At 39.4% G+C, this 22,038-nt stretch carries 23 protein-coding genes; 11 read left to right on the plus strand and 12 right to left on the minus strand.

The features are described from left to right. Positions 1–127: 127 nt before the first annotated feature. Complete coding sequence (locus ACOB80_RS14825; RefSeq protein WP_473166626.1) at positions 128–670, plus strand: YaeQ family protein; 543 nt, start codon at positions 128–130, stop codon at positions 668–670. A 94-nt stretch (positions 671–764) separates the two neighbouring features. After that, a complete protein-coding gene (locus ACOB80_RS14830; protein ID WP_473166627.1) occupies positions 765–2,090 on the plus strand; it encodes a M20/M25/M40 family metallo-hydrolase in 1,326 nt (441 codons plus the stop codon). A 228-nt stretch (positions 2,091–2,318) separates the two neighbouring features. On the opposite strand, the gene ACOB80_RS14835 is transcribed toward ACOB80_RS14830, so the two are convergent. Further along, the gene (locus tag ACOB80_RS14835) at positions 2,319–3,902 is read right to left on the minus strand and encodes a DUF3300 domain-containing protein (RefSeq protein WP_473166628.1); all 1,584 of its coding nucleotides are present in this window, start codon (positions 3,900–3,902) and stop codon (positions 2,319–2,321) included. Positions 3,903–4,067: 165 nt separating this feature from the next. Further along, a complete protein-coding gene (locus ACOB80_RS14840) occupies positions 4,068–4,973 on the minus strand; it encodes a choice-of-anchor H family protein (protein ID WP_473166629.1) in 906 nt (301 codons plus the stop codon). A 260-nt stretch (positions 4,974–5,233) separates the two neighbouring features. Between ACOB80_RS14840 and ACOB80_RS14845 the strand changes: the two genes are divergently transcribed. From ACOB80_RS14845 to ACOB80_RS14855, 3 genes are read left to right on the plus strand one after another with little or no spacing between them, the layout of a single operon-like run. Next, complete coding sequence (locus ACOB80_RS14845; RefSeq protein ID WP_473166630.1) at positions 5,234–5,518, plus strand: PepSY domain-containing protein; 285 nt, start codon at positions 5,234–5,236, stop codon at positions 5,516–5,518. 13 nt (positions 5,519–5,531) lie between these two features. Next, on the plus strand, positions 5,532–6,206 hold the full coding sequence (locus tag ACOB80_RS14850) for a response regulator transcription factor (protein WP_473166631.1): 675 nt from the start codon (positions 5,532–5,534) through the stop codon (positions 6,204–6,206). A gap of 6 nt (positions 6,207–6,212) precedes the next feature. After that, the gene (locus tag ACOB80_RS14855) at positions 6,213–7,568 is read left to right on the plus strand and encodes an ATP-binding protein (RefSeq protein WP_473166632.1); all 1,356 of its coding nucleotides are present in this window, start codon (positions 6,213–6,215) and stop codon (positions 7,566–7,568) included. 24 nt (positions 7,569–7,592) lie between these two features. Here the strand turns inward: ACOB80_RS14855 and ACOB80_RS14860 are convergent, their stop codons facing one another. Next, a complete protein-coding gene (locus ACOB80_RS14860) occupies positions 7,593–8,333 on the minus strand; it encodes a hypothetical protein (protein ID WP_473166633.1) in 741 nt (246 codons plus the stop codon). Between the two features lie 274 nt (positions 8,334–8,607). On the opposite strand from ACOB80_RS14860, the gene ACOB80_RS14865 reads away from it, so the two are divergent. Further along, on the plus strand, positions 8,608–9,072 hold the full coding sequence (locus tag ACOB80_RS14865) for a hypothetical protein (RefSeq protein ID WP_473166634.1): 465 nt from the start codon (positions 8,608–8,610) through the stop codon (positions 9,070–9,072). An 83-nt stretch (positions 9,073–9,155) separates the two neighbouring features. Here ACOB80_RS14865 and ACOB80_RS14870 read toward each other — a convergent pair whose 3' ends face one another. From ACOB80_RS14870 to seqA, 9 genes are all read right to left on the minus strand, one after another. After that, entirely contained in the window at positions 9,156–10,040 is an 885-nt protein-coding gene (locus ACOB80_RS14870; protein ID WP_473166635.1) for an alpha/beta fold hydrolase, read from the minus strand. 100 nt (positions 10,041–10,140) lie between these two features. Next, entirely contained in the window at positions 10,141–10,746 is a 606-nt protein-coding gene (locus ACOB80_RS14875) for a PepSY domain-containing protein (RefSeq protein ID WP_473166636.1), read from the minus strand. A gap of 88 nt (positions 10,747–10,834) precedes the next feature. Then, positions 10,835–12,418, minus strand: a complete 1,584-nt coding sequence (locus ACOB80_RS14880; protein ID WP_473166637.1) for a dihydrolipoyllysine-residue acetyltransferase — start codon at positions 12,416–12,418, stop codon at positions 10,835–10,837. Positions 12,419–12,428: 10 nt separating this feature from the next. Further along, entirely contained in the window at positions 12,429–13,406 is a 978-nt protein-coding gene (locus ACOB80_RS14885) for an alpha-ketoacid dehydrogenase subunit beta (protein ID WP_473166638.1), read from the minus strand. Continuing rightward, a complete protein-coding gene (locus ACOB80_RS14890; RefSeq protein ID WP_473166639.1) occupies positions 13,406–14,590 on the minus strand; it encodes a thiamine pyrophosphate-dependent dehydrogenase E1 component subunit alpha in 1,185 nt (394 codons plus the stop codon). The genes ACOB80_RS14885 and ACOB80_RS14890 overlap by 1 nt, the downstream gene beginning before the upstream one ends. Before the next feature lie 328 nt (positions 14,591–14,918). Continuing rightward, positions 14,919–15,992, minus strand: a complete 1,074-nt coding sequence (gene astE / locus ACOB80_RS14895; protein WP_473166640.1) for a succinylglutamate desuccinylase — start codon at positions 15,990–15,992, stop codon at positions 14,919–14,921. A gap of 116 nt (positions 15,993–16,108) precedes the next feature. After that, positions 16,109–16,828, minus strand: coding sequence for a GGDEF domain-containing protein (locus ACOB80_RS14900; RefSeq protein WP_473166641.1), 720 nt, complete (start codon positions 16,826–16,828; stop codon positions 16,109–16,111). 165 nt (positions 16,829–16,993) lie between these two features. Further along, positions 16,994–18,637 (minus strand): phosphoglucomutase (alpha-D-glucose-1,6-bisphosphate-dependent), encoded by a 1,644-nt coding sequence (gene pgm / locus ACOB80_RS14905; protein ID WP_473166642.1) that lies wholly within the window; start codon positions 18,635–18,637, stop codon positions 16,994–16,996. Between the two features lie 16 nt (positions 18,638–18,653). Next, positions 18,654–19,223 (minus strand): replication initiation negative regulator SeqA, encoded by a 570-nt coding sequence (gene seqA / locus ACOB80_RS14910; protein ID WP_473166643.1) that lies wholly within the window; start codon positions 19,221–19,223, stop codon positions 18,654–18,656. Positions 19,224–19,356: 133 nt separating this feature from the next. Here seqA and ACOB80_RS14915 point away from each other — a divergent pair, with 133 nt between their 5' ends. From ACOB80_RS14915 to fur, 5 genes are all read left to right on the plus strand, one after another. Next, complete coding sequence (locus ACOB80_RS14915) at positions 19,357–20,124, plus strand: alpha/beta fold hydrolase (protein WP_473166644.1); 768 nt, start codon at positions 19,357–19,359, stop codon at positions 20,122–20,124. A gap of 112 nt (positions 20,125–20,236) precedes the next feature. After that, the gene (locus tag ACOB80_RS14920) at positions 20,237–20,458 is read left to right on the plus strand and encodes a DUF2788 domain-containing protein (RefSeq protein ID WP_473166645.1); all 222 of its coding nucleotides are present in this window, start codon (positions 20,237–20,239) and stop codon (positions 20,456–20,458) included. 4 nt (positions 20,459–20,462) lie between these two features. After that, positions 20,463–20,744, plus strand: a complete 282-nt coding sequence (gene ybfE, locus ACOB80_RS14925) for a LexA regulated protein (RefSeq protein WP_473166646.1) — start codon at positions 20,463–20,465, stop codon at positions 20,742–20,744. Positions 20,745–20,767: 23 nt separating this feature from the next. After that, the gene (gene fldA, locus ACOB80_RS14930; protein ID WP_473166647.1) at positions 20,768–21,295 is read left to right on the plus strand and encodes a flavodoxin FldA; all 528 of its coding nucleotides are present in this window, start codon (positions 20,768–20,770) and stop codon (positions 21,293–21,295) included. A gap of 249 nt (positions 21,296–21,544) precedes the next feature. Continuing rightward, complete coding sequence (fur, locus tag ACOB80_RS14935) at positions 21,545–21,988, plus strand: ferric iron uptake transcriptional regulator (protein ID WP_473166648.1); 444 nt, start codon at positions 21,545–21,547, stop codon at positions 21,986–21,988. Positions 21,989–22,038 lie beyond the last annotated feature (50 nt).

The raw sequence follows: 22,038 nt of genomic DNA on the forward strand, positions 1-22,038 counted from the left end.
AGAAGCGCAGCATACACTGCGCTTTTTATTTACCCTCACCATTTACTTTTAGACTGTCAGCCTTATTCAATATTCACTTAATTTATATCCATGTATAATCAAGAAAAAACTCATACATTAATCATCCATGGCACTAAAATCGACCATTTATAAAGTAAACCTTCACTTATCCGACTTAGATCGTGAATATTACAACAGCTTTAACTTAACCATTGCTCGCCACCCTTCAGAAACTGAACTTCGCTTAGCAACGCGGATTTTGGCTTTTGCTCTACATGCATCTGATGAGTTAACCTTTGGTAAGGGTGTCAGTGACGAAGACGAAGCAGCTTTGTGGCAGAAAAACTTACATGAAGAAATTGAGCTTTGGATTGAACTTGGGCAACCCGATGAAAAGCGGCTAAAAAGAGCTTGTGTTAAATCAAAACAAGCCTATTTGTATGGCTATCAATCAGCCTTCGATATTTGGTGGCAACAACAAGAAAGTGCGATAAAAAAATTCACAAATTTATCGGTTGTTAAGTTTGAAGAGCAAGGCTTACAAGAGTTTGCCAATGCAATTACACGAACTATGGAATTACAGATTACAGTACAAGATGGGCAGCTGTGGTTGAGCTTGGGCGACAACTCTATTCTTGTTGACAAAGTTTCCTTACAAAACTGTCATTAGTTCTAGCGTCATTTTTTCTCCTAACTATTGAAAGGTTTGTACAAATATTCAATAGTTAACGAGAACCACCTTAATAAAAATAAGAGTAAATAACATGAGAACAAGTATAGCGAAGCTAGCCATTTCGATGTCGCTACTGTCAGCTTTCATCCCCCAAATAAGTTCGGCAGAAAACATTTCTCGCCAATCAGTGACAAAAGATATTACCTATTTAGCAAGTGACGAACTAAATGGTCGCGCTAGTTTTACTAAAGATATTGATAAAGCAGCTGATTATATTAGTAAGCGCTTTAAAGACATTGGTTTAGTCCCCATGCAAGGGGAGTCTAGTTTTCTACAATCATTTACAGTGACCAAAGTGGCACCAACCTCTTTATCAGTATCAGTAAATGGCAAAAGCATAGAGAGCGGCCTTGTTACAATGGCAAGTACCTACGCTGTGTTTAATTGGCAGAACTCTAGTGATATGCAAACGCATCTCATCGGCAAAGACGATGATATGCGCAGCGTAATCAGTAAATTAAACCAGCAAGGTGGAAACCATTTAGTCTTGCTTAACAGTGCTCATTCCAAAATGTTCAAGCGCTATAAAGGCTATTTTGATCGTGGGCTAACTAAATTAAGTCTCAATGAAAATGGCGCAATTGTTATTGCTATTTCCGATGAGACATCCGTTGAAAGTGCGGTTGCTAGTGGCAAAACCTCTATAAAACAACAAAAACTTACTAATGTTGTTGGCGTCTTACCTGGGAGTGAAAAACCAGAAGAAATCGTCTTGTACTCTGCACACTATGATCACTTAGGCGTCAAACTAAACGCAGGCGATGACAAAATATTTAATGGTGCAGATGACAACGCCTCAGGCACAACAGCAATAATGAATCTTGCCCAATACTTTGCCAAGCAAGGTAAACCTAAGCGTTCGTTAATGTTCGCGGCCTTTACCGCAGAAGAGATAGGTGGATTTGGCTCTCGGTATTTTTCTAAACAATTAAATCCTGATGATGTTGTTGCCATGATTAATATTGAGATGATCGGCAAAGTATCGAAATTTGGCGCTGGTCAGTTTTGGATGACAGGTATGGAGCGCTCTAGTTTAGGCGAATTATTAAATGCTAGTTTACCGGAAAACATGGGTAAGATTCACGCAGACCCTTACCCAAAACAAAATTTGTTTTACCGTTCTGATAACGCGACACTCGCAAGATTAGGCGTTCCTGCTCATAGCTTTAGCAGCGTGCAACTCGAGGGGGATAAACATTATCATCAAGTAAGTGATGATCTTGCCAGCTTAGACTTAGATTCGATGTATAAAGTTATTGAAAACTTGTCAGTAGCAACGCAAGGGTTAGTTGACGGTACGTTAACGCCAACAAGGGTTGACGTGAATAAGGTTAAAAGTAGCGGTAAAATTTACTAGTCCACTGTTAATTTTAATGAATCTAGAATGAGTAGTGTTTGCAAAGACATTGCTCATACTATTCAAGCGAGAGTGTTGATACATCCTTGTATCAGGAGTAACCGTGTTTCCCTGGACAGTGTTACCCCAAACAAGTAGCGAGCTTTTTATTGTTGGGACTAAATTAGTGCTCGATATCTTGTTTCCTTCCCCTCTTAGCGTTGAGAACAATATTCAACGGCGTGTTTTCTAATTTATCCCCTTTACTCTCGTTCTAGAACTTGAACTTGATTTACTATAACTTTTTGTCGATGCTGAATGCTTGGCAGGCTTTGGTGCCTTGTAACTGTTATTAGATTTTGGCGCCTTATAGCTATAGCTTGGCTTAGCAGTACTTCCATAACTAGGGGCTTTTGTATTTGCCACCTTTTGACTGTAGTTTTTGCTACTGTTGTAACTAGGCTTAGCTTTGTAACTATTATTCACCGACTTTGATTTGTTATAGCTATAGGTATTGTTACTGCTTTTTGAAGAAGTTTTGTAGTTTCTACCTGCTTTTTCAAAAGATGGCACAGCGTTGTATTTATCAATACTTTGCTTATGTGTCGACTTAGCGGCACCAGTATTTTTACCAACTTTATATGCCTTGTTTTTCGAGACGTTACTTTTTACCACCGAGCTTTTGTTTACGAAAGCATCATTTTTGTAACGCTCTTTGTTACTGTAGTGCTTGCCCTGATATTTATGAGTGTTAGTTTTAACTTGTGATTTACTAACAGCCAGTTGCTTTGACACTTGTTTATGTTGTGAAGAAACGTATGGGCTTTTCTTCACTTTATGAGCGGTATTGCGCGCATATACTTGCTTATCAACTTTTCTAATGTGCTTAGTTTGATAACTAGCTGGACGTGCGCTTGCGTACTTTTCTTTTACGGTATGTGAGCGATAAGCAACACCTCTTCTGTGGTGCGGGTTATGTTTCCAACGCTTTGCTTCATAGCTGGTACTAATTTTAGCTTTTTTGTCGTGGTGTCCACCATGGTGACGATAATAGCGCTTATTGTAATAACTGTGATGATGGTGCACTACATGATGGTTACCCCAGTGAAAACCGATAGCAAAAAATGTAGCCGCAATGTGTACCCCGCTATGCCAGTAATAAGGACCATGATAGTAGCTATAGTGGACAGGGCGATGCCAGTAAACTGGCGGATAATGTGGCCAATGCCAATGACCGTAAACAACACGGGTGTCGTAATACGGTACATAAATCACTTCTGGTTGAGCAGGCTCAATAATTATTGTTTGCTTTTCTCTGACAATATTAACATTGTCCATAGTGTCTAGATTGCCCGCGCTTTCCGCTTTTTGTCTTAATGTTTGTACACTGGCTAGAACTTGCTGCTCATCTTGTAGGAAGGCATCGCCTAGATTCGTCATCCACGTTAAGTCTTCACTTAAATTGGCAATAATTTTAGGAAAAGGTAATAAAGCAACAACGCTAGGGTCCCACTCTTTTTTTTCAGACAGCGTTGATATTTCTTGCTGTGAATATTCTTTGTGCTTTTTCAAAAAACGATCTGCTTCTATGACCTCCAATGGATAGGTAGAAGCAATTAAAATATGGGTAAGCAAGGTATCAGGGTATAAGGCGATTGGCGCTAACATTTGCTCTATTTGCGCCTGTGAAAACTTTACTTTGACAACCTCTTGTCCTGAAACTTGATTCGCCTGCGAATCAGTTGTTGCTTGACTCATTTCTGTTCCAGCACTTAAGGCTGAAAACGAAGTCAACATAGCAAGCAATGAGAGAGATAATCGATACTTTGTCATAAAAACCACCTTGTCTTAAAATTTGCCTTATGACAGCTAATGTACAAAAAACAAACTGAACACTAGCTGAACAACGACAGTTATTGTGTGATAAATTGCAATTATTGTTTTCGTGATTCCAAGCACGTTTCTCGCGCTTTTATTGTTATTTTTAGTAATCTGTTTTTAATTGAGAGTTTTTGCTTTGGATAAATATCTAATACCAGCCACGCCAAGCAAAAATGCTACAGAAATTAGTGGAATAGAGCCGCCATCATCGTGATGATGATAATAATGAGTTTCGTAATAGGTGTCATAATCTGCACTTTCTAACGGCAACGCGTATAGCTCATTCGTATCAGCTGCACTATAAGTAGCCACAATATCTGGGTACCCTACTTCGTATAAATCAATTAATACGTCGTAATGCCCAGCTATGTAGCCTTGGTCTAACGTCGTATAAACTTCAAAGGCATCTTCAGTGCTGTCGCCAGTGATAAGAAAATTGCTTGTGGTGTAGTAATGCTCCCAATCTCCACCATCTAGACTTAAATATAAGTCAGCATAAACAAGAGATGTTTCAACATAGTCAGGGTTATAAACATCAGCGTCAAATGTCACACTAAAGGTTTTGTAGAAACCATCGGCGTCATCATCCACAACTAATTGTGCATACCCTTCAAAAATAGAAAAGCTGTGATGTGCTCTAGCCTGAACCAGAGAGTTTACAGTATTTGACGACGCGCTATTTAATGCTAATTTGTCACCGGTCAACTTAATGGCGCTACCTAAAAATTTGCCTTGTCTTTTCTGTGCATGAACCTGCTCTCGCGTCATTCCCTTTAAGGCTATTGTCGCTAGTTCCGCTTGAGTTAAAGCATTGGCTGTAGAAATGTCAGACGCTAAAATGTCTAATGCTTGCATTTTGTCTAGTTCTTTCTTGAAGCCGCTAACAGATAACGCGGTTTTCGATTTGGTTAGCTGCTCCGCTTCTTTGTTATCAGTGGTTTGCGCAAAAGCTTGTTCAGGTAAAACCGCATAAGATAGCGCTAATGATGGTAATAAAACCGTAGAAAGTATCGTTTTAAGCATAGTCATTCCTTTAAATCGTTTGCTAGATCGTTATCACTCAGGAAAATACCTTGATGTGATTGAGGTAAGTCTTCACCTCTGCATGTTCGACTTTTATTTAACGCCCTTATTTCTGAACGCAAACTGAACATAAATTAACAACACTTAACACCTTAATTTGGTGTTCAGCATCGATTCAGTTTGCATAGATTAGATTGTCATCATCTCGGAATACTTTTACACTGAGCAAGTGAGTAGACCTTTCAACTTCGGTAGGTGAAATGAAACGTTCGACAAAGACAGTTTGTCCTTGGCTTTTAGCAGCAATAATAACAACGTCAGGTAGTTATCTTCCTGATGCAAGCGCGATTGAATCTCTTTCTTATTCGGTAAGTACTGCCCAACAAGCAGCTCAAATCGTGAAGAAAAAGTTTGGCGGGAAAGTGTTAAAAGTACAACGAACTAAGGTAAATGGTAATCCGGGCTACAAAGTAAAGTTATTAAAAGACAACGGCCATGTGGTTTCGATTAAAGTAGACGCCATTTCCGGAAAAATAAAGAGCTGAAGTAGGTAAGGACATGAGATTACTATTGGTTGAAGATGACATTCGCTTGCAAACTCAACTGAAAGAGCAGTTAGAACAAGCTAATTACAGCGTTGACGCCGCAGGTGACGGCGAGGAAGGTCTCTTTCAAGGAACAGAATACGACTATGACGCTGCCGTGATTGACTTAGGACTGCCTAAGCTAGATGGCTCAGAGTTAATTAAAACCCTCAGAAAGAATAACCGGAACTTTCCAATAATCGTATTAACGGCACGAGATCGTTGGCAAGACAAAGTGGAAGGATTAGATGCAGGTGCAGATGATTACCTGACTAAACCCTTTCATCAAGAAGAACTTTTTGCTCGACTAAACGCTTTGATCAGGCGCAGTGCTGGCAATGCATCTCCAATTATAGAAAATGGCATATATCAGTTAGATACCAAAGGTATGCGAGTGATAGCTAACGAGGCAGAAGTTCAACTTAGTAGCCATGAGTACAAAGTGTTTGAGTACTTAATGCTGAATATAGGTAAAGTTATTTCAAAAACTGAGTTGACCGAACACATTTATGACCAAGACTTCGATTTAGACTCGAACGTAATCGAAGTTTTTATCCGTCGATTAAGAAAAAAGCTAGACCCAGAAGCACAAACCCAGTTTATCGAAACCTTGCGTGGTCAAGGATATCGTATGCGTCAGTTGGGGTAATATTTTTTGTCTAAGGGATTTAAAGCAAAGGTAAGCAATTCGCTAGCCGCGCGCATGATATTCAGTGCGCTTTTCACTATTCTATTTTTATTGCCTATTGTCGGCTTAACCTTATCAAATGCATATCAACAGCATATGGAATCAGCTGTTGAAAATGAAATGAACGCCTACGTTTATGCCTTGCTTACCGTAGCAGAGTTTGAAGATGGTGAGCTAATCATGCCAGAGGTGCTAACGGTTAATCAGTTTAATATTAGCCAGTCTGGCTTATACGCGATGATTTCAAATACTGGCGCTCCGTTGCAAACAAAATGGCAATCGGCTTCACTATTAACAGTCTCTTTGCCTAAAACATTTGTCTATCCAAAGGTTGGCAAAAACGTTTTCTATCAGCAAAATATCGAAGATTCTGCCCATTTTATTTATAGCTATTCGGTAAGCTTTAGTGACAGTGCGGGAGATCACCCTGTTACCTTGCATATCATTAAGAGTAAATTGGGCTTTAATGAATTAATGACTGAGTTTAGACAACAGTTATGGTTTGGCTTGTTTGTACTAATGGCGGTGTTAATTGTATTGCAACTTATTTGGCTACGTTGGAGCTTAAAGCCTCTTTCAAATTTAGGGCAGGAAATAGCGGAAATAGAACAAGGTCAGCGCGCTCAACTTGACGGAAAATATCCTGCGGAGTTATCTCAAGTAACCGAACAGCTAAATATTTTACTTACAACAGAACAAAAACAGCGTACTCGTTATAGAAACGCGCTTTCTGATCTCGCTCATAGCTTAAAAACGCCTCTTGCCGTGCTTCAGGGGCAAATAGCGAGTCACAAATTAACTGAAAGCCAAGAACCAATCGATACCATTAATTTGATGATAGAACATCAATTAAAGCGCGCGCAGAGCGCTGGCCAGCATGCTTGGTATTTAGGAGTAAAAATTGCGCCAACATTAGAAAAGTTACTGAACAGTTTACAAAAAATTTATCGAGACAAAGCGATTGAGTTTACCGTTGATTGCCCCGAAGACACAGTATTCAAAGGTGACGAAACTGACTTACTGGAGATGTTAGGAAATTTGTTAGATAACGCCAGCAAAGCCTGTAAAGATGTAGTGAAGTGCAGTGTTCTTCTTGAAAATAGTAAACTATCTATAAGTATTGAAGACAATGGCAATGGCATCGCCCCAGATAAGATAAATGAAATTTTAAACCGTGGAACACGAGCCGATAACTACCAGCACGGTCACGGAATTGGCTTGGCAATTGTCCGAGATCTTGTAGAAAGTTATCAGGGAGAATTAACCATTGATACCTCCCCAACACTTAAAGGCGCCAGATTTACACTTAACTTTACTCGCTAAAAAGCGCGGCGGATACTTAAAGCCCTAGCCTGTTACATCTTGCATAATCGAATACGTGCAGTTGTATTGAGCAATAGGCATACTTTCATGGTACCCATTCATCGGTACAAACTTCACTACTTTCATGTTACGCCCACCTATTTCGACTTGTTCTTTTTTCTTAGTAAAGTACAAGTCGTTAATTAAGGATTCACTTGTGAGCTTTAAGTAGTCACTATTCATCAGCTGCCACTCACCTTTTACATTGTCGACGATATAGTCTTGCTTAGTTTTATCCCACTTCTCAACTTCAATGGAAAACATGCCAAATTTTTCTAAGCTAAGAGTGGCAGAATATAAGCAGTTAACTGCTCCATACTCGTTAAGTAACTCAAGGTCAAAACTTTGATTTTTCTGAAGTAAATCATGAGAGCCCTCAGGCACTAAATACAGCCCTAAATTTCCCACGGTAAAAGAGTGGCTATCCGCCAAAATAAGGTTTGTCGCTTCAACAGGGAACCCAAGCGATTCAACAAGTTTAATAATGTTTCGCGTATGGGACTTACTGCCTGGTTCAGCGTTATAAACGACAGTGTTTTGGCTGATCCCCTTTGGAAAGGAGAGTTGGTTAAAGGTCACCTCATATTCATTATCTACAAAGGACTTTTCAATGGCAGATTTTTGTTCGTCTGACAAATATTTACCAAAAACATGAACCTTCGGCGCCGAACTGCAGGCAGTAACAGATAATATCATCGCGGCACATAAACTTAATTTAAAGTACACGTAAACTCCCTATAACCTTTTTAACTCACTTACCTTATTACCTTACCGTTATGCTACCTTGAACAAATGCACAATGGTGAGCCGCACCGTATGCGTTAAATAAGCCACACAAACGACAAACTTCGTAGTTTAATGTAACGGAAAAAGTAACAATTAAACAAGAAGTTTTATCTGACTATGTTAAAAACTCCAATAAACTCGTACACTAGAAATAACTCGATTTGCCTAAATGCAAGCTACGATAAACAAAGTAAAACAATAATAAGGACAAGCCATGAGTGAACAAGAAAATACACAAGTAAACGAATCCAGTAGCCAAGATGGAACACCAAGTTGGCTAAAAACCGTTGCGATTATCGCATTGATATGGAATATACTCGGCCTACTAGCCTTTGCAGGTCAACTTTTAATAACACCTGAAGTACTTGCTCAATTGCCCGAAGCAGAGCAAGCCTTATACAAAGATATTCCCGCATGGGCAACTGCTGCTTTTGGTGTTGCGGTGATCGGTGGAACACTAGCATCAGTGCTTCTTCTAATGAAAAATGGGCTAGCTGCGCCTATTTACTTAGCTTCTTTAGCAGGAGTTATCGTTCAAGATATCCATGCATTTTTAATGACGGATGTAATCGCCGTTAAAGGAGCAACTAGCGTTATTATGCCGGCTGTTGTTCTAATAGTATCTGTAATGTTGTTTATGCTAGCTAAGAAAGGTAAAGATGAAGGGTGGTTAAAGTAAGCTATTTTTAATTGCACCGAACCAATAACTAAAAAGCAGCTATCAACTAGCTGCTTTTTTATTTAGGGCTTTACCTAGGTTTACTAACTATACTCTTTTAGCCAGTTAACCACTGCAGGAAAGTGATCTGTTTGTGCTTCTTTAGCAGTAAGAATATCTATATGGTCATAGTCAAGTACATTGCCATTCTCTTTTGATAACAAAGAAAACTTCGCGCTTGGATGTGCCTCAGCTATAAATGCTTTTACATCGCCAGAAAAACCTAACAAATCATCGTTTTTTCCTGTTAGGTGCCACACTGGCGGCCAATTTACTGATTTAGCGGCAAGGCCGTAATTAAACTTGTCTGTCGGGTCGACCCATGGCTGACGCTTTACCCAAGCAACACACTGGTACATAAACTGATAAGTTTCATTATCCGCACCGAATTTAAGCTTAACGGCATCTATATACCCTTTCCTTTTCGCCATCCACGGGGCAATACGATTCCAAAACCAAGTTACCTTCCACCATTTATGAAACGTTCTTCGATAAATTGTACGTTTGGTACCAAAGCATACGATACTTAGTAACTTATCCGCTAACTCCGGAAACTTAGCCAAGCTGCTTGCCAGCATTACCCCACCCCACGAGTGGCAAATTACATGAAGCTTTTTACCTGTTTTTTCATAAACAAAGTTAATTAACCTTGGTATATCTTGATCAATAATTTCATACTGCCCGTGATCTGAGTCTTGAGCAATGTTCGGTTTGCTTTGTCCTTTTCCTCGATAATCGGCTGCGAACACTTCAAAACCATGTTTAGCTAAAAAGCACGCTAGGCCTTTACCAGATGCTGTGTAGTAAATTTTTCCATTTTCTATGGTGCCATGCAGCATAAGTACAGGTGTTTCTCCCTGCTGTTGCCACAGGTGATTGACAAATAATTGATGATGTTCGGCTTGAACGAAAATCGGTTCTTGCTGCATGTTAACTCTCGTCATTTCTACTGAGAGTTAACATAGTACACAAGAGGTCAGACCACAAGAGTTTTACAATAAAATGAATCAGAAAGTGGAATCAGAAAGCTTATTTTCTGTTAAAAGACATCCAAGTACCAATGCCTGCGACAGAAACTATCAGTAATAATCCAATAACTCCCAAGTACTGATCTATGGTTTTATTACCCGTCCAACGCAAATAATGGATATTATAAATGGTATTGATGAAATCAGTATCTTTCCCCTGTTGCCTAAGGGAAAGCTGTTGCCAATTTAGCGTAACTCTAACCTCTGTATCTGTCGTGACTGTTAACCCATCAATAGATGCGATGTTGCCATAACGTTCAGGCTTAGCAGCAATAGCTTCGACAATAAGTGACTTAACTTGTTGCTCACTGGGCTCTTTTAATTCTACATACTTTGTTGGCTGTTCCTGCTTTGCAAGAAAGTGACGCCAGCCAGATTCATCTTGCACCAAAATATGCTGACCCAGGATGGTTTGCATTTGTTTTACTTGGCTAAACGCCTGATTAACGGGCAATGTTGCCAAAGCAGCTTGCGGATAGAACTTAATATTTAGTGGCTGATAGGCTTCTTGATAGCCGGGCTTAAAAAAGAAAAAGATCCCTGTAATTGCCCAAGCGATACATGGCAATAACATGATTAATCCGATAATTTTGTGCAGTTTTCGCACTAACGTACTCCTTACGATTATTTATAGCTAGCTAAAGATAAAAAAACAGCCTGCCGAAGCAAGCTGTTTTTATAATACTAAAGCTTTACTAGCTCATATGCACTAACATGTTAGACGGCTCTTCTAAGAACGACTTCCATAAGTTACTGAATCTCGCAATAGTACCACCATCAATAATACGGTGATCGCCAGACCAGCTAACTTGCATGATAGAACGAGCTTCCACTTCACCTTTATCGTTAAATCTAGGCAAGGTTTGCAGCTTACCTAATGCCACAATTGCCGATTCAGGCTTATTGATAATAGGCGTAGCTACCGTACCGCCAATAGCACCGATATTTGAAATGGTAATAGTACCGCCTTTTAAGTCTTCTGAAGCTACACGGCCAGCGCGAGCGTCTTCAGTTAGCTTAGTAATGTCTTGCGCTAACGTTAGAATAGACTTTGTTTGTACTTGCTTAATATTGGGTACTAACAAACCTACTTTTGAGTCAACTGCCATGCCAATATTGTGATCATCGAAATAGGTAATTTCGGTACACTCTTCATTCGGCTGAGCGTTAATCACAGGGAACTCTTTAAGCGCTAAAGACATAGCTTTCATAAAGAATGGCATCATGGTTAACTTAATATCTTGCTTCGCATAAACCTCTTTTAACTCGCCACGTAACTTAATCAGTTTAGTCATGTCGATTTCTTCACAGTAAGTGAAGTGAGGAATAGTTGAAACAGACGCTACCATTGCTTTTGCCATCGCAGCTTTAACACCACGAATAGGCTCAACACGAGTACCGCCAACAACTGCCACTGGTGCCGCTGTTTGTGCTGGAGCGGCTACACCACCGTTTTCGTTAAAGGCAATTACGTCATCTTTATAAATGCGCCCTTTCTTTCCGCTGCCAGGCACGTGATGAATGTTAACGCCTAATTCACGTGCTACGCGGCGAACCGCAGGGCTCGCCACTGCTTTTTCGTTCACCACTTTATTGGCACTAGCTGCTGGTGCAGGTGCTTTAACCACTGATTCAGCTTTAGCTGGTGGAGTTGCTTCAGCAGGCTTGCTCTCTACAGGCTTAGTCGCTACTGGTGCTGCACCGCCATTACTTGCTCGTTCAATAGCAAATAATGGCTCATGTACTTTAGCAATATCGCCTTTGGCATAATGTAATTTAACCACTGTACCTGAGTGCATCGCAGGAATTTGTACCATAGCTTTATCTGTCATTACATCAGCTACCGGCTGATCTTCAACAATGCTATCGCCTTCAGCGACTAACCACTCAACCACTTCACACTCAACAATCCCTTCACCGATATCAGGTAAGATAAAGTCTTCAACAACAGTTCCTGTTGAAGAAGTGCTGTTATCAACAACCGGCGCTGACTCTTGTGACGGCGCAGCTTCTTGAACAGGAGCTGAGGCAGTTGTTTCGCCATCTGGTGTCATAGCGAATAACGGCTGATGTACTTTAGCGATATCGCCTTTACCATAATAAAGCTTGTCAACAACGCCTGAATGCATCGCAGGGATCTGTACCATAGCTTTATCTGTCATTACATCTGCAACCGGCTGGTCTTCTTGAATATGGTCACCTTCGTTTACTAGCCATTCTACTAGTTCACATTCAACAATACCTTCACCGATGTCGGGTAAAATAAAATCAATGCTCATTACTTATGTCCTAGTAGTTAATGCTTTGCTTGATCGCTTCATACACTTTTAAGTGATCAGCGGCATATTCTTTTTCTAAAGCCAGTGGGTATGGCGTATCAAAACCACAAACACGAGCAATAGGCGATTCAAGATGTAAGAAACACTCTTGCTGAATAGTAGCAGCAATTTCACTCGCAAAACCAGACGTTAATGGCGCTTCTTGAGAAATGACTAAACGGCCTGTTTTCATTACCGATGCAGCAATTGTCTCAACATCCCAAGGTAAAATAGTACGTAAATCAATGATCTCACATGAAATACCATCTTTTTCAGCCATTTCAGCTGCTTTTTCGATGATTTCCATTTGAGCACCCCACGCTAATAGCGTGATATCAGAACCTTGTTGAGTGACTTCTGCTTTACCGATAGGTAATTGGTAATCTTCTTCTGGCACTTCGCCAACCGAAGCTCGGTATAAGCGCTTAGGTTCAAAGAATACAACAGGGTTATCATCTCTAATTGATGCAAGCAGTAAACCTTTTGCTTGATAAGGGTTACGAGGTACAACAATCTTTAAGCCTGGTGTATGAGCAAAATATGCTTCAGGCGACTGGCTATGGTATAAACCACCAGCGATACCACCACCGTATGGTGTACGAATCGTTAATTTACCAACATCAAATTCGTTACCACTACGGTAACGGAATTTAGCTGACTCATTCACGATTTGGTCAAATGCCGGGAAAATGTAATCTGCGAATTGGATCTCAGCGATTGGCGTGCTGCCTTGAGCCGCTAGGCCATTGGCAAAACCAATAATACCTTGCTCAACTAGCGGCGTGTTAAAGCATCTAGCTTTACCATACTTTTCTTGAAGGCCACTGGTTGCACGGAACACACCACCAAAATGACCAACGTCTTCACCAAAACACAACGCGCTGTCGTTTTCTGCCATGGCAATATCTAAGGCATTATTAATTGCCTGCAATAAATTCATTTGAGCCATTATTTAATTCTCCCAGCAGTAAACGGGTATGATTCTGGATACTTTTTAATGTGTTGTTTTAACGTATCTAGTTGTTTTTGTAAGTGTGCTGGAACTTGGTCGTACACGTCTGTAACCAAGTCTTCAACTGGTGGCTTATCAATTTTTTCCGCCACTTTAACCGCCGCTAAAACTTCTTCACGTAAGCGCTCGAACAATTCTGTTTCTTGCTCTTCGTTCCACCAGCCTTGTGCTAACATCCAAGACTTCATGCGAGAAATTGGATCATGAGCGTGCCATTTAGCTTCTTCCTCTTTCGTTCTGTAACCCGTTGGATCATCAGAAGTAGAGTGAGCACCTAAACGGTATGACATGGCTTCAATAACCACAGGTTTATTTTCTTTTAATGCGTATTCACGGGAAATTTGTACCGCTTTAATCACCGCAAGAATATCGTTGCCGTCGATACGAATGGTTTTAATACCGTAACCTACACCACGAGAAGCAATACCGTTACCAACGTATTGTTCATCAGAAGGCGTTGAAATCGCATAGCCATTATTACGACAAAAGAAGATAACCGGTGCATTATGGACAGCAGCCATATTTAAACCTGCATGGAAGTCTCCTTCCGAGGCAGCACCTTCACCAAAGTAACAAATAGTAACGGCGTCTTTACCTTGTAACTTCTGGCCATAAGCATAACCAGCAGCTTGAGGGATTTGCGTTCCTAACGGCGAAGAAATGGTCATATAGTTAAGTTCATTCGAGCCATAGTGAATTGGCATCTGACGACCTTTACCTAAATCTTTTTCGTTCGAGAACATTTGATTCATAAAGTCTTCAAGACTAAAACCACGATAAATTAAGGCACCCTGCTCACGGTATTGCGCCATAATCATATCTTGATCTTGTAGACCTGCCGCGCCGCCCACACTGGCAGCTTCTTCTCCCAACGCTGCCATGTAGAAACTGATGCGTCCTTGACGCTGCGCGGCTACCATACGCTCATCTAACACCCTATGAAAAGCGAGGGCTTGGTAAACTTTTACGGCATGCTCTTGATTTAACTCAGGAAGCTCTGCGCCGTCATAAACGGTGCCGTCTTGTTGTAAAATTTTAAGGATGGGAATTTCAACGGAATGTCCATCAATGAAAGCTGGGCTATGTACTACGTCGCTTTCTTTATAAATATTAGTATTCATGGCTTTCTCTATTGTATTTTCCTTGGGGTCAAGGGATCTAAACCTAAACTTATTATTATTATAGTGTGTCTTACAACACTTGATCGGTTTAGCATTGTCGAAAAAAAATGCATTCTTCCTTATTATTATAGGCTCCGAACTTTACCTTTACGTTAACTGTAATGCAAGTTTTCTACTAACAAGTTAAACCAGTTAACAGGCACTTCTGATAATAAAAAAGGCGCTTTAAAAATAAAAGCGCCCTTTAATATACCGATTAAACTAACATTTATTGTGATCTCTACGTAAAAATCAGTACTTTTTCGTAGATTGTTCAGTGATAAAATAATTAATTTAAAGGAGCTGGTACAACAGTTAGTAATGCTCTTTGCCCGATAGCAACTTTGGCATTAGGAAATATAATTCCTTCACCAGACTGCTGAGCTTTTATTTCTTCACCGCCATCTATCGCTAACACATCCCCTGCTTCAAACGTGGTGAAGTTTTCAACGTCATCAGCAAAATTCAGGCTAAAGTCTTCATTATTTCTATTAATTATTTGCGCGACAGTAAAAATATGAAAATCGTTTTCATCATATGGTTTGAGCGCGAGGTCTTCACCTTTAACTAAACGAGTTAACGTTTCTTTGGCTTGAGCAAATTCACTCATGTCGTTTTCACCAAACCGTCTTACCTTACCTAGTTCGACAGTAAAAGCGTCAGCACCAAATTCATTAGATGAGTAATAGCTAAACGTCGTTGTCGGTGAATTTGAAAGCAATATCGTATTCACGCCACAAGCTAATAAAAATTGCAATTGTTCAGGCTTTCTCGGTTTGCCATGTAAAAATGGATAAACAGCGAATTTATCATGTTTTGCACCTCGAATAGCGGTGTGCAAATCATAATGTAAACGCACAGCACCTGAGCCTGTATCATTACTTGTTTGATAAAAATCACGAACGGCATTTTCAATGACAAGTGCGCGTTCCCGCTCTTTGTTAATTAGACCAGGGCCTTGACCTTGATCTAGCGAATGGCCACCTGAAAACATACGATTCATGTTTTCCTCGACAAAGCGCTCGGCGATATCCATTGAAGCTAAGTTACCAAAAATAAATAACGTACGGTGTGCCGGAGAGATCTCACCTAAAAGAAGTTGCTTAACTAGCTCATCACAAATTTCAATAGGGGCTGTTTCATTGCCATGTATTCCACTAGATAGGACAATATCTTTTTCAGATGTTACTGATAGTGGTTCAAAGCAAATAATACCTGTCTCGATTATTGAGACTTTGCTTTGTTTATTGCTATCTTTATGAGAAACAACGAATGGCTCCACCGATTCAAGTGTCCATGGATTCTGACGAGATAGAGACAGAAAGTCTCCATTAGTTAGTAATTGGCTGACGATTGGGTGCAAGAGGATTACTTTTATTAGGAAATTGTGCCGCTATTGTACTTTATTTTGAGCTACCGCGCTTAAAATTTAGCTAACCACCAACATTACTTAACTAATTATTACTTAACTAATTGTTACTATGTATGCCCTTGAACCTGATTTTTGCCTTTGTGCTTAGCAACCGCGAGTGCGTCACCTACATCATGTAGCATGTCTTCTAAGGATTGTTTTTTCGCATAGCTAGCAAAACCAACACAACAAGTCACATCTATAGTCGAGCTAAAGATTTTGTTACTCACCAACTGTTGGAAATCAAGCGCGTACTGTTGAGGTGTAATACTAGGGTTTAATGGGGTAACAACAATAAAATTATCATCTAACCAGCGACACAGTAATGCGCCTTTAGGTAGCTGGCTATTTAAACGGTTAGCCACAGACTTGAGTACATCATCACCGACAAGTTGCCCGAATAGATCATTGACGTTTTTAAAGTCATCTAAATCAATTTGAAAAACGGTAAACTCTTGGCCTTTACGCTCTGCTAGTTCATACCAAGATAATAAGCTGATTTGACCTGCTCGACGATTAGGTAACCCTGTTAATGGGTCAATTAACGACATTTGTTCGAGAGTTTGTGCCATTAATCCAAGTTCTTTGATGCGGCGATAACTAAAGATAAGTAAACTCAGACCAATTGTTATACCTAACGGAATTAATTCATCTAATTCTAACGCTTCATTTTCTCGAGATGCATGATACAAAAGCTCTAAGGCATCAACTTTAACAAATAATCCCCATAGCAAAAGGTTAACCACCAACATGATGATTAAATCTTTTATAACAGTGGGTTTATGCATGTACTGGCGATGGGGCATATTTATTATTATTTTGTTTAGTTAGTAAAGCTTATACCTTAACTATAGACAGAAATCCAAAAAACAATTGTAACAAAGTTGTTAATAAACTTTCTTTGACTGCTAAATTTTCTCAGTAATTTAGCAGACAATTACACATTCAATGCATTATTTAGATTGAGTAAAAAGTTCAGTGACTAATTGTTGCGCTTCAGAAATAATAGTATCTAAATGAGATTTATCGATAAAACTTTCTGCATAGATTTTATAAATATCTTCTGTTCCTGAAGGCCTAGCCGCAAACCAACCGTTGCTGGTACTCACTTTAATTCCTCCAATTGGTGCATCGTTACCAGGTGCTTTAGTTAAGATACTTTCAACCTTTTCACCTGCAAGCTGATCAATGTGAATATCTTCTACAGTTAAACTGGTTAATACTCGCTTTTGCTCTAAAGAAGCCGGCGCTTCGACACGACCATAGCACGCTTCACCTAACTGCTTGGCGAGTTCTTGATAATATTCATATGGATCTTTACCTGTCACCGCTTTAATTTCTGCAGCAAGCAATGTCATGACAAAACCGTCTTTGTCTGTCGTCCAACAACTTCCATCTTTTGCTACAAACGAGGCTCCAGCACTTTCTTCACCACCAAAAATAAAGCTCGCATCATGCAAGCCATCAACAAACCATTTAAAGCCCACAGGAACTTCTGCTAAGGGTCTGTCTAACAATTTAGCTACACGATCAATAAGAGAACTAGAAACAAGTGTTTTACCGATTCTTCCCGTCGCAGGCCAATCACGATGAGTCATTAAATAATGAATCGCCACGGCTAAGTAATGGTTTGGATTCATCAAGCCACCTGACGCGGTAACAATTCCATGACGATCAAAGTCCGCATCGTTGCCGACCGCTACATCATAATCGTCTTTTAAGGCAATTAATGAAGCCATCGCATAAGGTGACGAACAATCCATGCGAATTTTTCCGTCTTTATCGAGTGTCATAAATGCAAAACTTGGATCAATACGGTTATTCACTAAGTCCAAATTCAAACCGTGTTGCTTAGCAATAACAGGCCAATAATCAATACCCGCACCACCAAGAGGATCAACACCAATTTTTACATTTGCTGTTGCTATGGCTTCTAGATCAATGACCTGAGATAACTGTTCAGAATAAAAGCCAATAAAATCTTGTTTAGTCAGTAAATTAGAAGCAATCGCTTGTTCATACGTTGCTTGTTTAGCATCAAGTAATCCGCGAGCGATAATATCATTGGCTCTTTTTTCTATTTTCTTCGTGATATCACCTTCAGCAGGTCCACCATGTGGAGGATTATATTTAATGCCACCATCTGCTGGCGGATTATGTGAAGGCGTAATAATAATGCCATCCGCGACACTTGAACTGTGCCTGTTATGCTCAATAATTAAACGTGAAATAACAGGTGTTGGCGTAAAGCCGAGATCAGCTTGAACAACCACTGGAATATGGTTAGCGATTAATACAGATAATGCTGTAGCAAACGCAGGTTCAGATAGCGCATGCGTATCTTTACCTAAAAATAGAGGGCCGGAAAACCCTTGTTCTTGCCTAAACTCTGCGATCGCCTGACAAATTGCAATGATGTGAAATTCGTTGAAACTAACTTTTGTCGCATTCCCACGGTGACCAGATGTTCCAAAGCTAACTCTTTGTTCTAAAATATTAATATCAGGTTGCTTTACATAGTAATGACTGACAACTTGAGGAATATTATCTAAATCTTGTTGCTGTGCTAGTTGGCCCGCACGTGGATGAACACTCATAATTCCTTGTCCTTAGTTATAGTAAATCTCTGATCTCTTCAATTTGTTCACTGTCATAACCTAACGCTTTCGCTACTTCAGTAATCATCATTTTTTTACGCGTAGTATTTGAATTAGTCATTACCCAAAATCGGCTTTCTGGGATTTGACGCGGTTTTGTGCTGCTGCCAGTTTCAGCTAATGCTTGTTCACTTTCAGCAAAATACAATCTATCACGACCTCTAATGGCTAATACGGCAGAAAACTTTTCTTGATGTACACGATGTAAAGCAGAAAGAATCAACAAAAATCGACCAACAACACCGCGTTGAGTGGCTAATTCTTGCTTATTTATAAAGTCGAAAACATTACCATTATCTGCTGGTTCTATTTCAGCATCTTCCTGCACTTCTTCTACTACAGGCTCTTCATTAGTTGGCGCAAAACTAGCAGTAACTTGCTCACCTTTCGCAATAGGTTGTGGAGATTGCTGTGCACCTGGCAATGACAATAAGCGACGAAGAATAGAAGACGCACTTTCGCCAATAAATTGGGTCTGTGAAGCTAAGTATTGGTATAGTTCTTCGTCAATCTCAATATGTTTCATCTATTTACCTTGATTCTAAAAAATGCGGCTCGATTATACTGAGCTTCGCTGCTTCTCTCTATAATAATTTAGCTAACTTTAAAAATTCGTTATACTTTGCCGTTATATCGTACTAAAAACTAAACAAATCTAAATGGCTATTCTCAATTTTCAACAAACCGGTCAAGGTGACCACGTAATACTTATCCACGGGTTACTAGGTAGTTTAGAAAATCTAAACATGGTGGCTAAGCCGTTGAGCGAGCACTTTACTATAACCAACTTAGATGTAAGAAATCATGGTAGTTCACCTCAATTACCGGAAATGAACTATGATGAGTTAGCACAAGATGTATTAGATACAATGGCGCATCTATCTATTGATAACGCTATAGTACTAGGTCATTCGATGGGTGGAAAAATTGCAATGCAACTTGCGTTAAATCATCCGGATAAAGTCACTAAGCTCATTGTTGCTGACATTTCTCCGGTTCAGTATCCACCTCACCATCAAGAGATTTTAAAAGGTCTAGCGGCAATTGATTTAGCCACTATTTCGAGCCGAAAAGATGCTGACGTCACACTTTCTCACTATGTTAATGAAGCTGGCGTGCGCCAATTTCTTTTACGAAACCTCACTAAGACCGACGTAGGCTTTGCCTTTCGTTGTCACTTAGAAAACATAACGCTAGGCTACTCTGAAGTAATGAAAGGCTATGAAGGTAATAACCACTTTGATAAACCTACTCTATTTATCAAAGGAGGAAATTCACAATATATTACGCAAGAACACCAGTCAATTATAGGCAAGCTATTCCCTAATGCTAAAGCCAAGATTATCCAAGGTGCTGGACATTGGCTGCACGCAGAAAAAACCGTCGCCTTCAGTAAAATTGTCGAAAATTTCGTTCAAGATCAATAAAGGACACTTTTTTTAACAATTATGTTGCATATGCAACCTTTTTTATAGTAAAAAATATGCCCATGTTGACAGCATTATGCTATAGTCGCGCCTGAATTTTTGAAGGTGAATTATGCTTGCTGAACATTTTGCGTTAATTGAAACCATTGGGTTAAATTTATTTTTCCTTTTTATCTTTATTTTCATTGGTTTATCTATAAATGATGTCATGAAAAAAAATGATGTACCTAAAATGGGTCAATACGTTGTTTATTTCGTATTGTTTCTAGGATGTGCAGGTTTCATTGCAAAAGGTGTAATCCAGTTTATCTGGGAAAGTCAGGGTATAGGATAAAACCATGGCTAAACAAGAAGCTGATTTAACCACTATAGATCTATTTGGTGATGATAAACGTCCAGGTAGACCTAAAACTAATCCGCACTCTCGTAGTGTTCAGGTAAAAATTAATAAACGTAATCAGGTAAAACGCGACAGAAGTAACGGCTTAAAACGTGTTGAATTTAAAATGCACGAGAATTTAATCGAACAACTTGATCAAATCGCTAAAGATTCAGGTTGTAGTCGCGGTGAGTTGATAGAGTCATTGTTAGTAAAAGCAATATCAGATACTGATAGTTAACGAAAGAGAAAGGTTTAATATTCATGGCAATTGTAGGTTTATTTTTCGGTAGTGACACAGGTAATACTGAAGCAGTAGGCAAAATGATCCAGAAAAAACTGGGTAAGAAAATGGTTGAGGTAAAGGATATTGCCAAAAGCACTAAAGAAGATATTGCCGCTTTCGATTTACTTATTTTAGGTATTCCTACTTGGTACTACGGTGAAAACCAGTGTGACTGGGATGATTTCTTACCTGAATTAGAAGAAATTGATTTTACCGATAAATTAGTCGCTATTTTTGGTTTAGGCGATCAAGAAGATTATGCAGAATACTTCTGTGATGCGATGGAGCCATTACGCGATATCGTAGAATCAAAAGGTGCAATAATCGTAGGAAATTGGCCAAATGAAGGTTACGAGTTTGAAGCTTCAAAAGCCCTAATTGATGAAAACACTTTCATTGGTTTGTGTGTTGATGAAGATCGTCAACCAGAGCTTACTGATGAGCGTGTAGAAAAATGGGTTAACCAAGTTTACGATGAAATGTGTCTTGCTGAGCTAGCAGACTAATAAATTAGATAATCAGTTATTTAAGGCCTGCTCTATAGCAGGCCTTTTTTATATTGGTAGTAAACAAGTTTGCGATAGGTGATGAAATATCTTTAATATCGGTAAAACAGCCAAATTAACCTTACAAATCATAAGGTTTAAAAGGATCTAATTTTATACAATCAAATAAATGCCTTAATATTTCCCTTTTATCTCTTTAAGTTTACACCTATAATTTAATTTTTATTGAATCACTTGAGAAGTCGTTTCATGCCAGATCAAAATGAAGAACTAAAAAGAGCTGGATTAAAGATCACATTACCGCGTGTAAAGATCTTAACCATCTTGCAAGATCCGAACAATCAGCACATTAGCGCTGAAGACGTATATAAGATTTTATTGGATCAAAACGAAGAAATCGGCTTAGCAACTGTATATCGTGTATTAAACCAATTTGATGATGCTGGAATTGTAACTCGTCACCATTTTGAAGGTGGTAAGTCTGTATTTGAACTTAGTCACAAGAAACACCATGACCACTTAGTTTGCTTAAAGTGTGGTAAAGTTGTCGAATTTGAAGATGACGTTATTGAGCAGCGACAAATAGATATCGCTAACTCCCACAATATTAAGTTAACTAACCACAGTTTATACCTATACGGTGAATGTGAAGATGAAGAGGCATGTGAAAGTTACCGAACTTCTCAAAGCTAACGCACTTTTCAGCTATAAATAAAAAACGCTCCTGTCATAGGAGCGTTTTT

Source organism: Thalassotalea coralli, from assembly GCF_055786205.1.

What these genes read in the sequence shown, in the direction of transcription:
- ACOB80_RS14825 (WP_473166626.1), top strand. Translation starts at nt 128, where the DNA reads ATGGCACTAAAATCGACCATTTATAAAGTAAACCTTCACTTATCCGAC.
- ACOB80_RS14830 (WP_473166627.1), top strand. Translation starts at nt 765, where the DNA reads ATGAGAACAAGTATAGCGAAGCTAGCCATTTCGATGTCGCTACTGTCA.
- ACOB80_RS14835 (WP_473166628.1), bottom strand. Translation starts at nt 3,902, where the DNA reads ATGACAAAGTATCGATTATCTCTCTCATTGCTTGCTATGTTGACTTCG.
- ACOB80_RS14840 (WP_473166629.1), bottom strand. Translation starts at nt 4,973, where the DNA reads ATGCTTAAAACGATACTTTCTACGGTTTTATTACCATCATTAGCGCTA.
- ACOB80_RS14845 (WP_473166630.1), top strand. Translation starts at nt 5,234, where the DNA reads ATGAAACGTTCGACAAAGACAGTTTGTCCTTGGCTTTTAGCAGCAATA.
- ACOB80_RS14850 (WP_473166631.1), top strand. Translation starts at nt 5,532, where the DNA reads ATGAGATTACTATTGGTTGAAGATGACATTCGCTTGCAAACTCAACTG.
- ACOB80_RS14865 (WP_473166634.1), top strand. Translation starts at nt 8,608, where the DNA reads ATGAGTGAACAAGAAAATACACAAGTAAACGAATCCAGTAGCCAAGAT.
- ACOB80_RS14870 (WP_473166635.1), bottom strand. Translation starts at nt 10,040, where the DNA reads ATGCAGCAAGAACCGATTTTCGTTCAAGCCGAACATCATCAATTATTT.
- ACOB80_RS14880 (WP_473166637.1), bottom strand. Translation starts at nt 12,418, where the DNA reads ATGAGCATTGATTTTATTTTACCCGACATCGGTGAAGGTATTGTTGAA.
- ACOB80_RS14885 (WP_473166638.1), bottom strand. Translation starts at nt 13,406, where the DNA reads ATGGCTCAAATGAATTTATTGCAGGCAATTAATAATGCCTTAGATATT.
- ACOB80_RS14890 (WP_473166639.1), bottom strand. Translation starts at nt 14,590, where the DNA reads ATGAATACTAATATTTATAAAGAAAGCGACGTAGTACATAGCCCAGCT.
- ACOB80_RS14900 (WP_473166641.1), bottom strand. Translation starts at nt 16,828, where the DNA reads ATGCATAAACCCACTGTTATAAAAGATTTAATCATCATGTTGGTGGTT.
- pgm (WP_473166642.1), bottom strand. Translation starts at nt 18,637, where the DNA reads ATGAGTGTTCATCCACGTGCGGGCCAACTAGCACAGCAACAAGATTTA.
- seqA (WP_473166643.1), bottom strand. Translation starts at nt 19,223, where the DNA reads ATGAAACATATTGAGATTGACGAAGAACTATACCAATACTTAGCTTCA.
- ACOB80_RS14915 (WP_473166644.1), top strand. Translation starts at nt 19,357, where the DNA reads ATGGCTATTCTCAATTTTCAACAAACCGGTCAAGGTGACCACGTAATA.
- ACOB80_RS14920 (WP_473166645.1), top strand. Translation starts at nt 20,237, where the DNA reads ATGCTTGCTGAACATTTTGCGTTAATTGAAACCATTGGGTTAAATTTA.
- ybfE (WP_473166646.1), top strand. Translation starts at nt 20,463, where the DNA reads ATGGCTAAACAAGAAGCTGATTTAACCACTATAGATCTATTTGGTGAT.
- fldA (WP_473166647.1), top strand. Translation starts at nt 20,768, where the DNA reads ATGGCAATTGTAGGTTTATTTTTCGGTAGTGACACAGGTAATACTGAA.
- fur (WP_473166648.1), top strand. Translation starts at nt 21,545, where the DNA reads ATGCCAGATCAAAATGAAGAACTAAAAAGAGCTGGATTAAAGATCACA.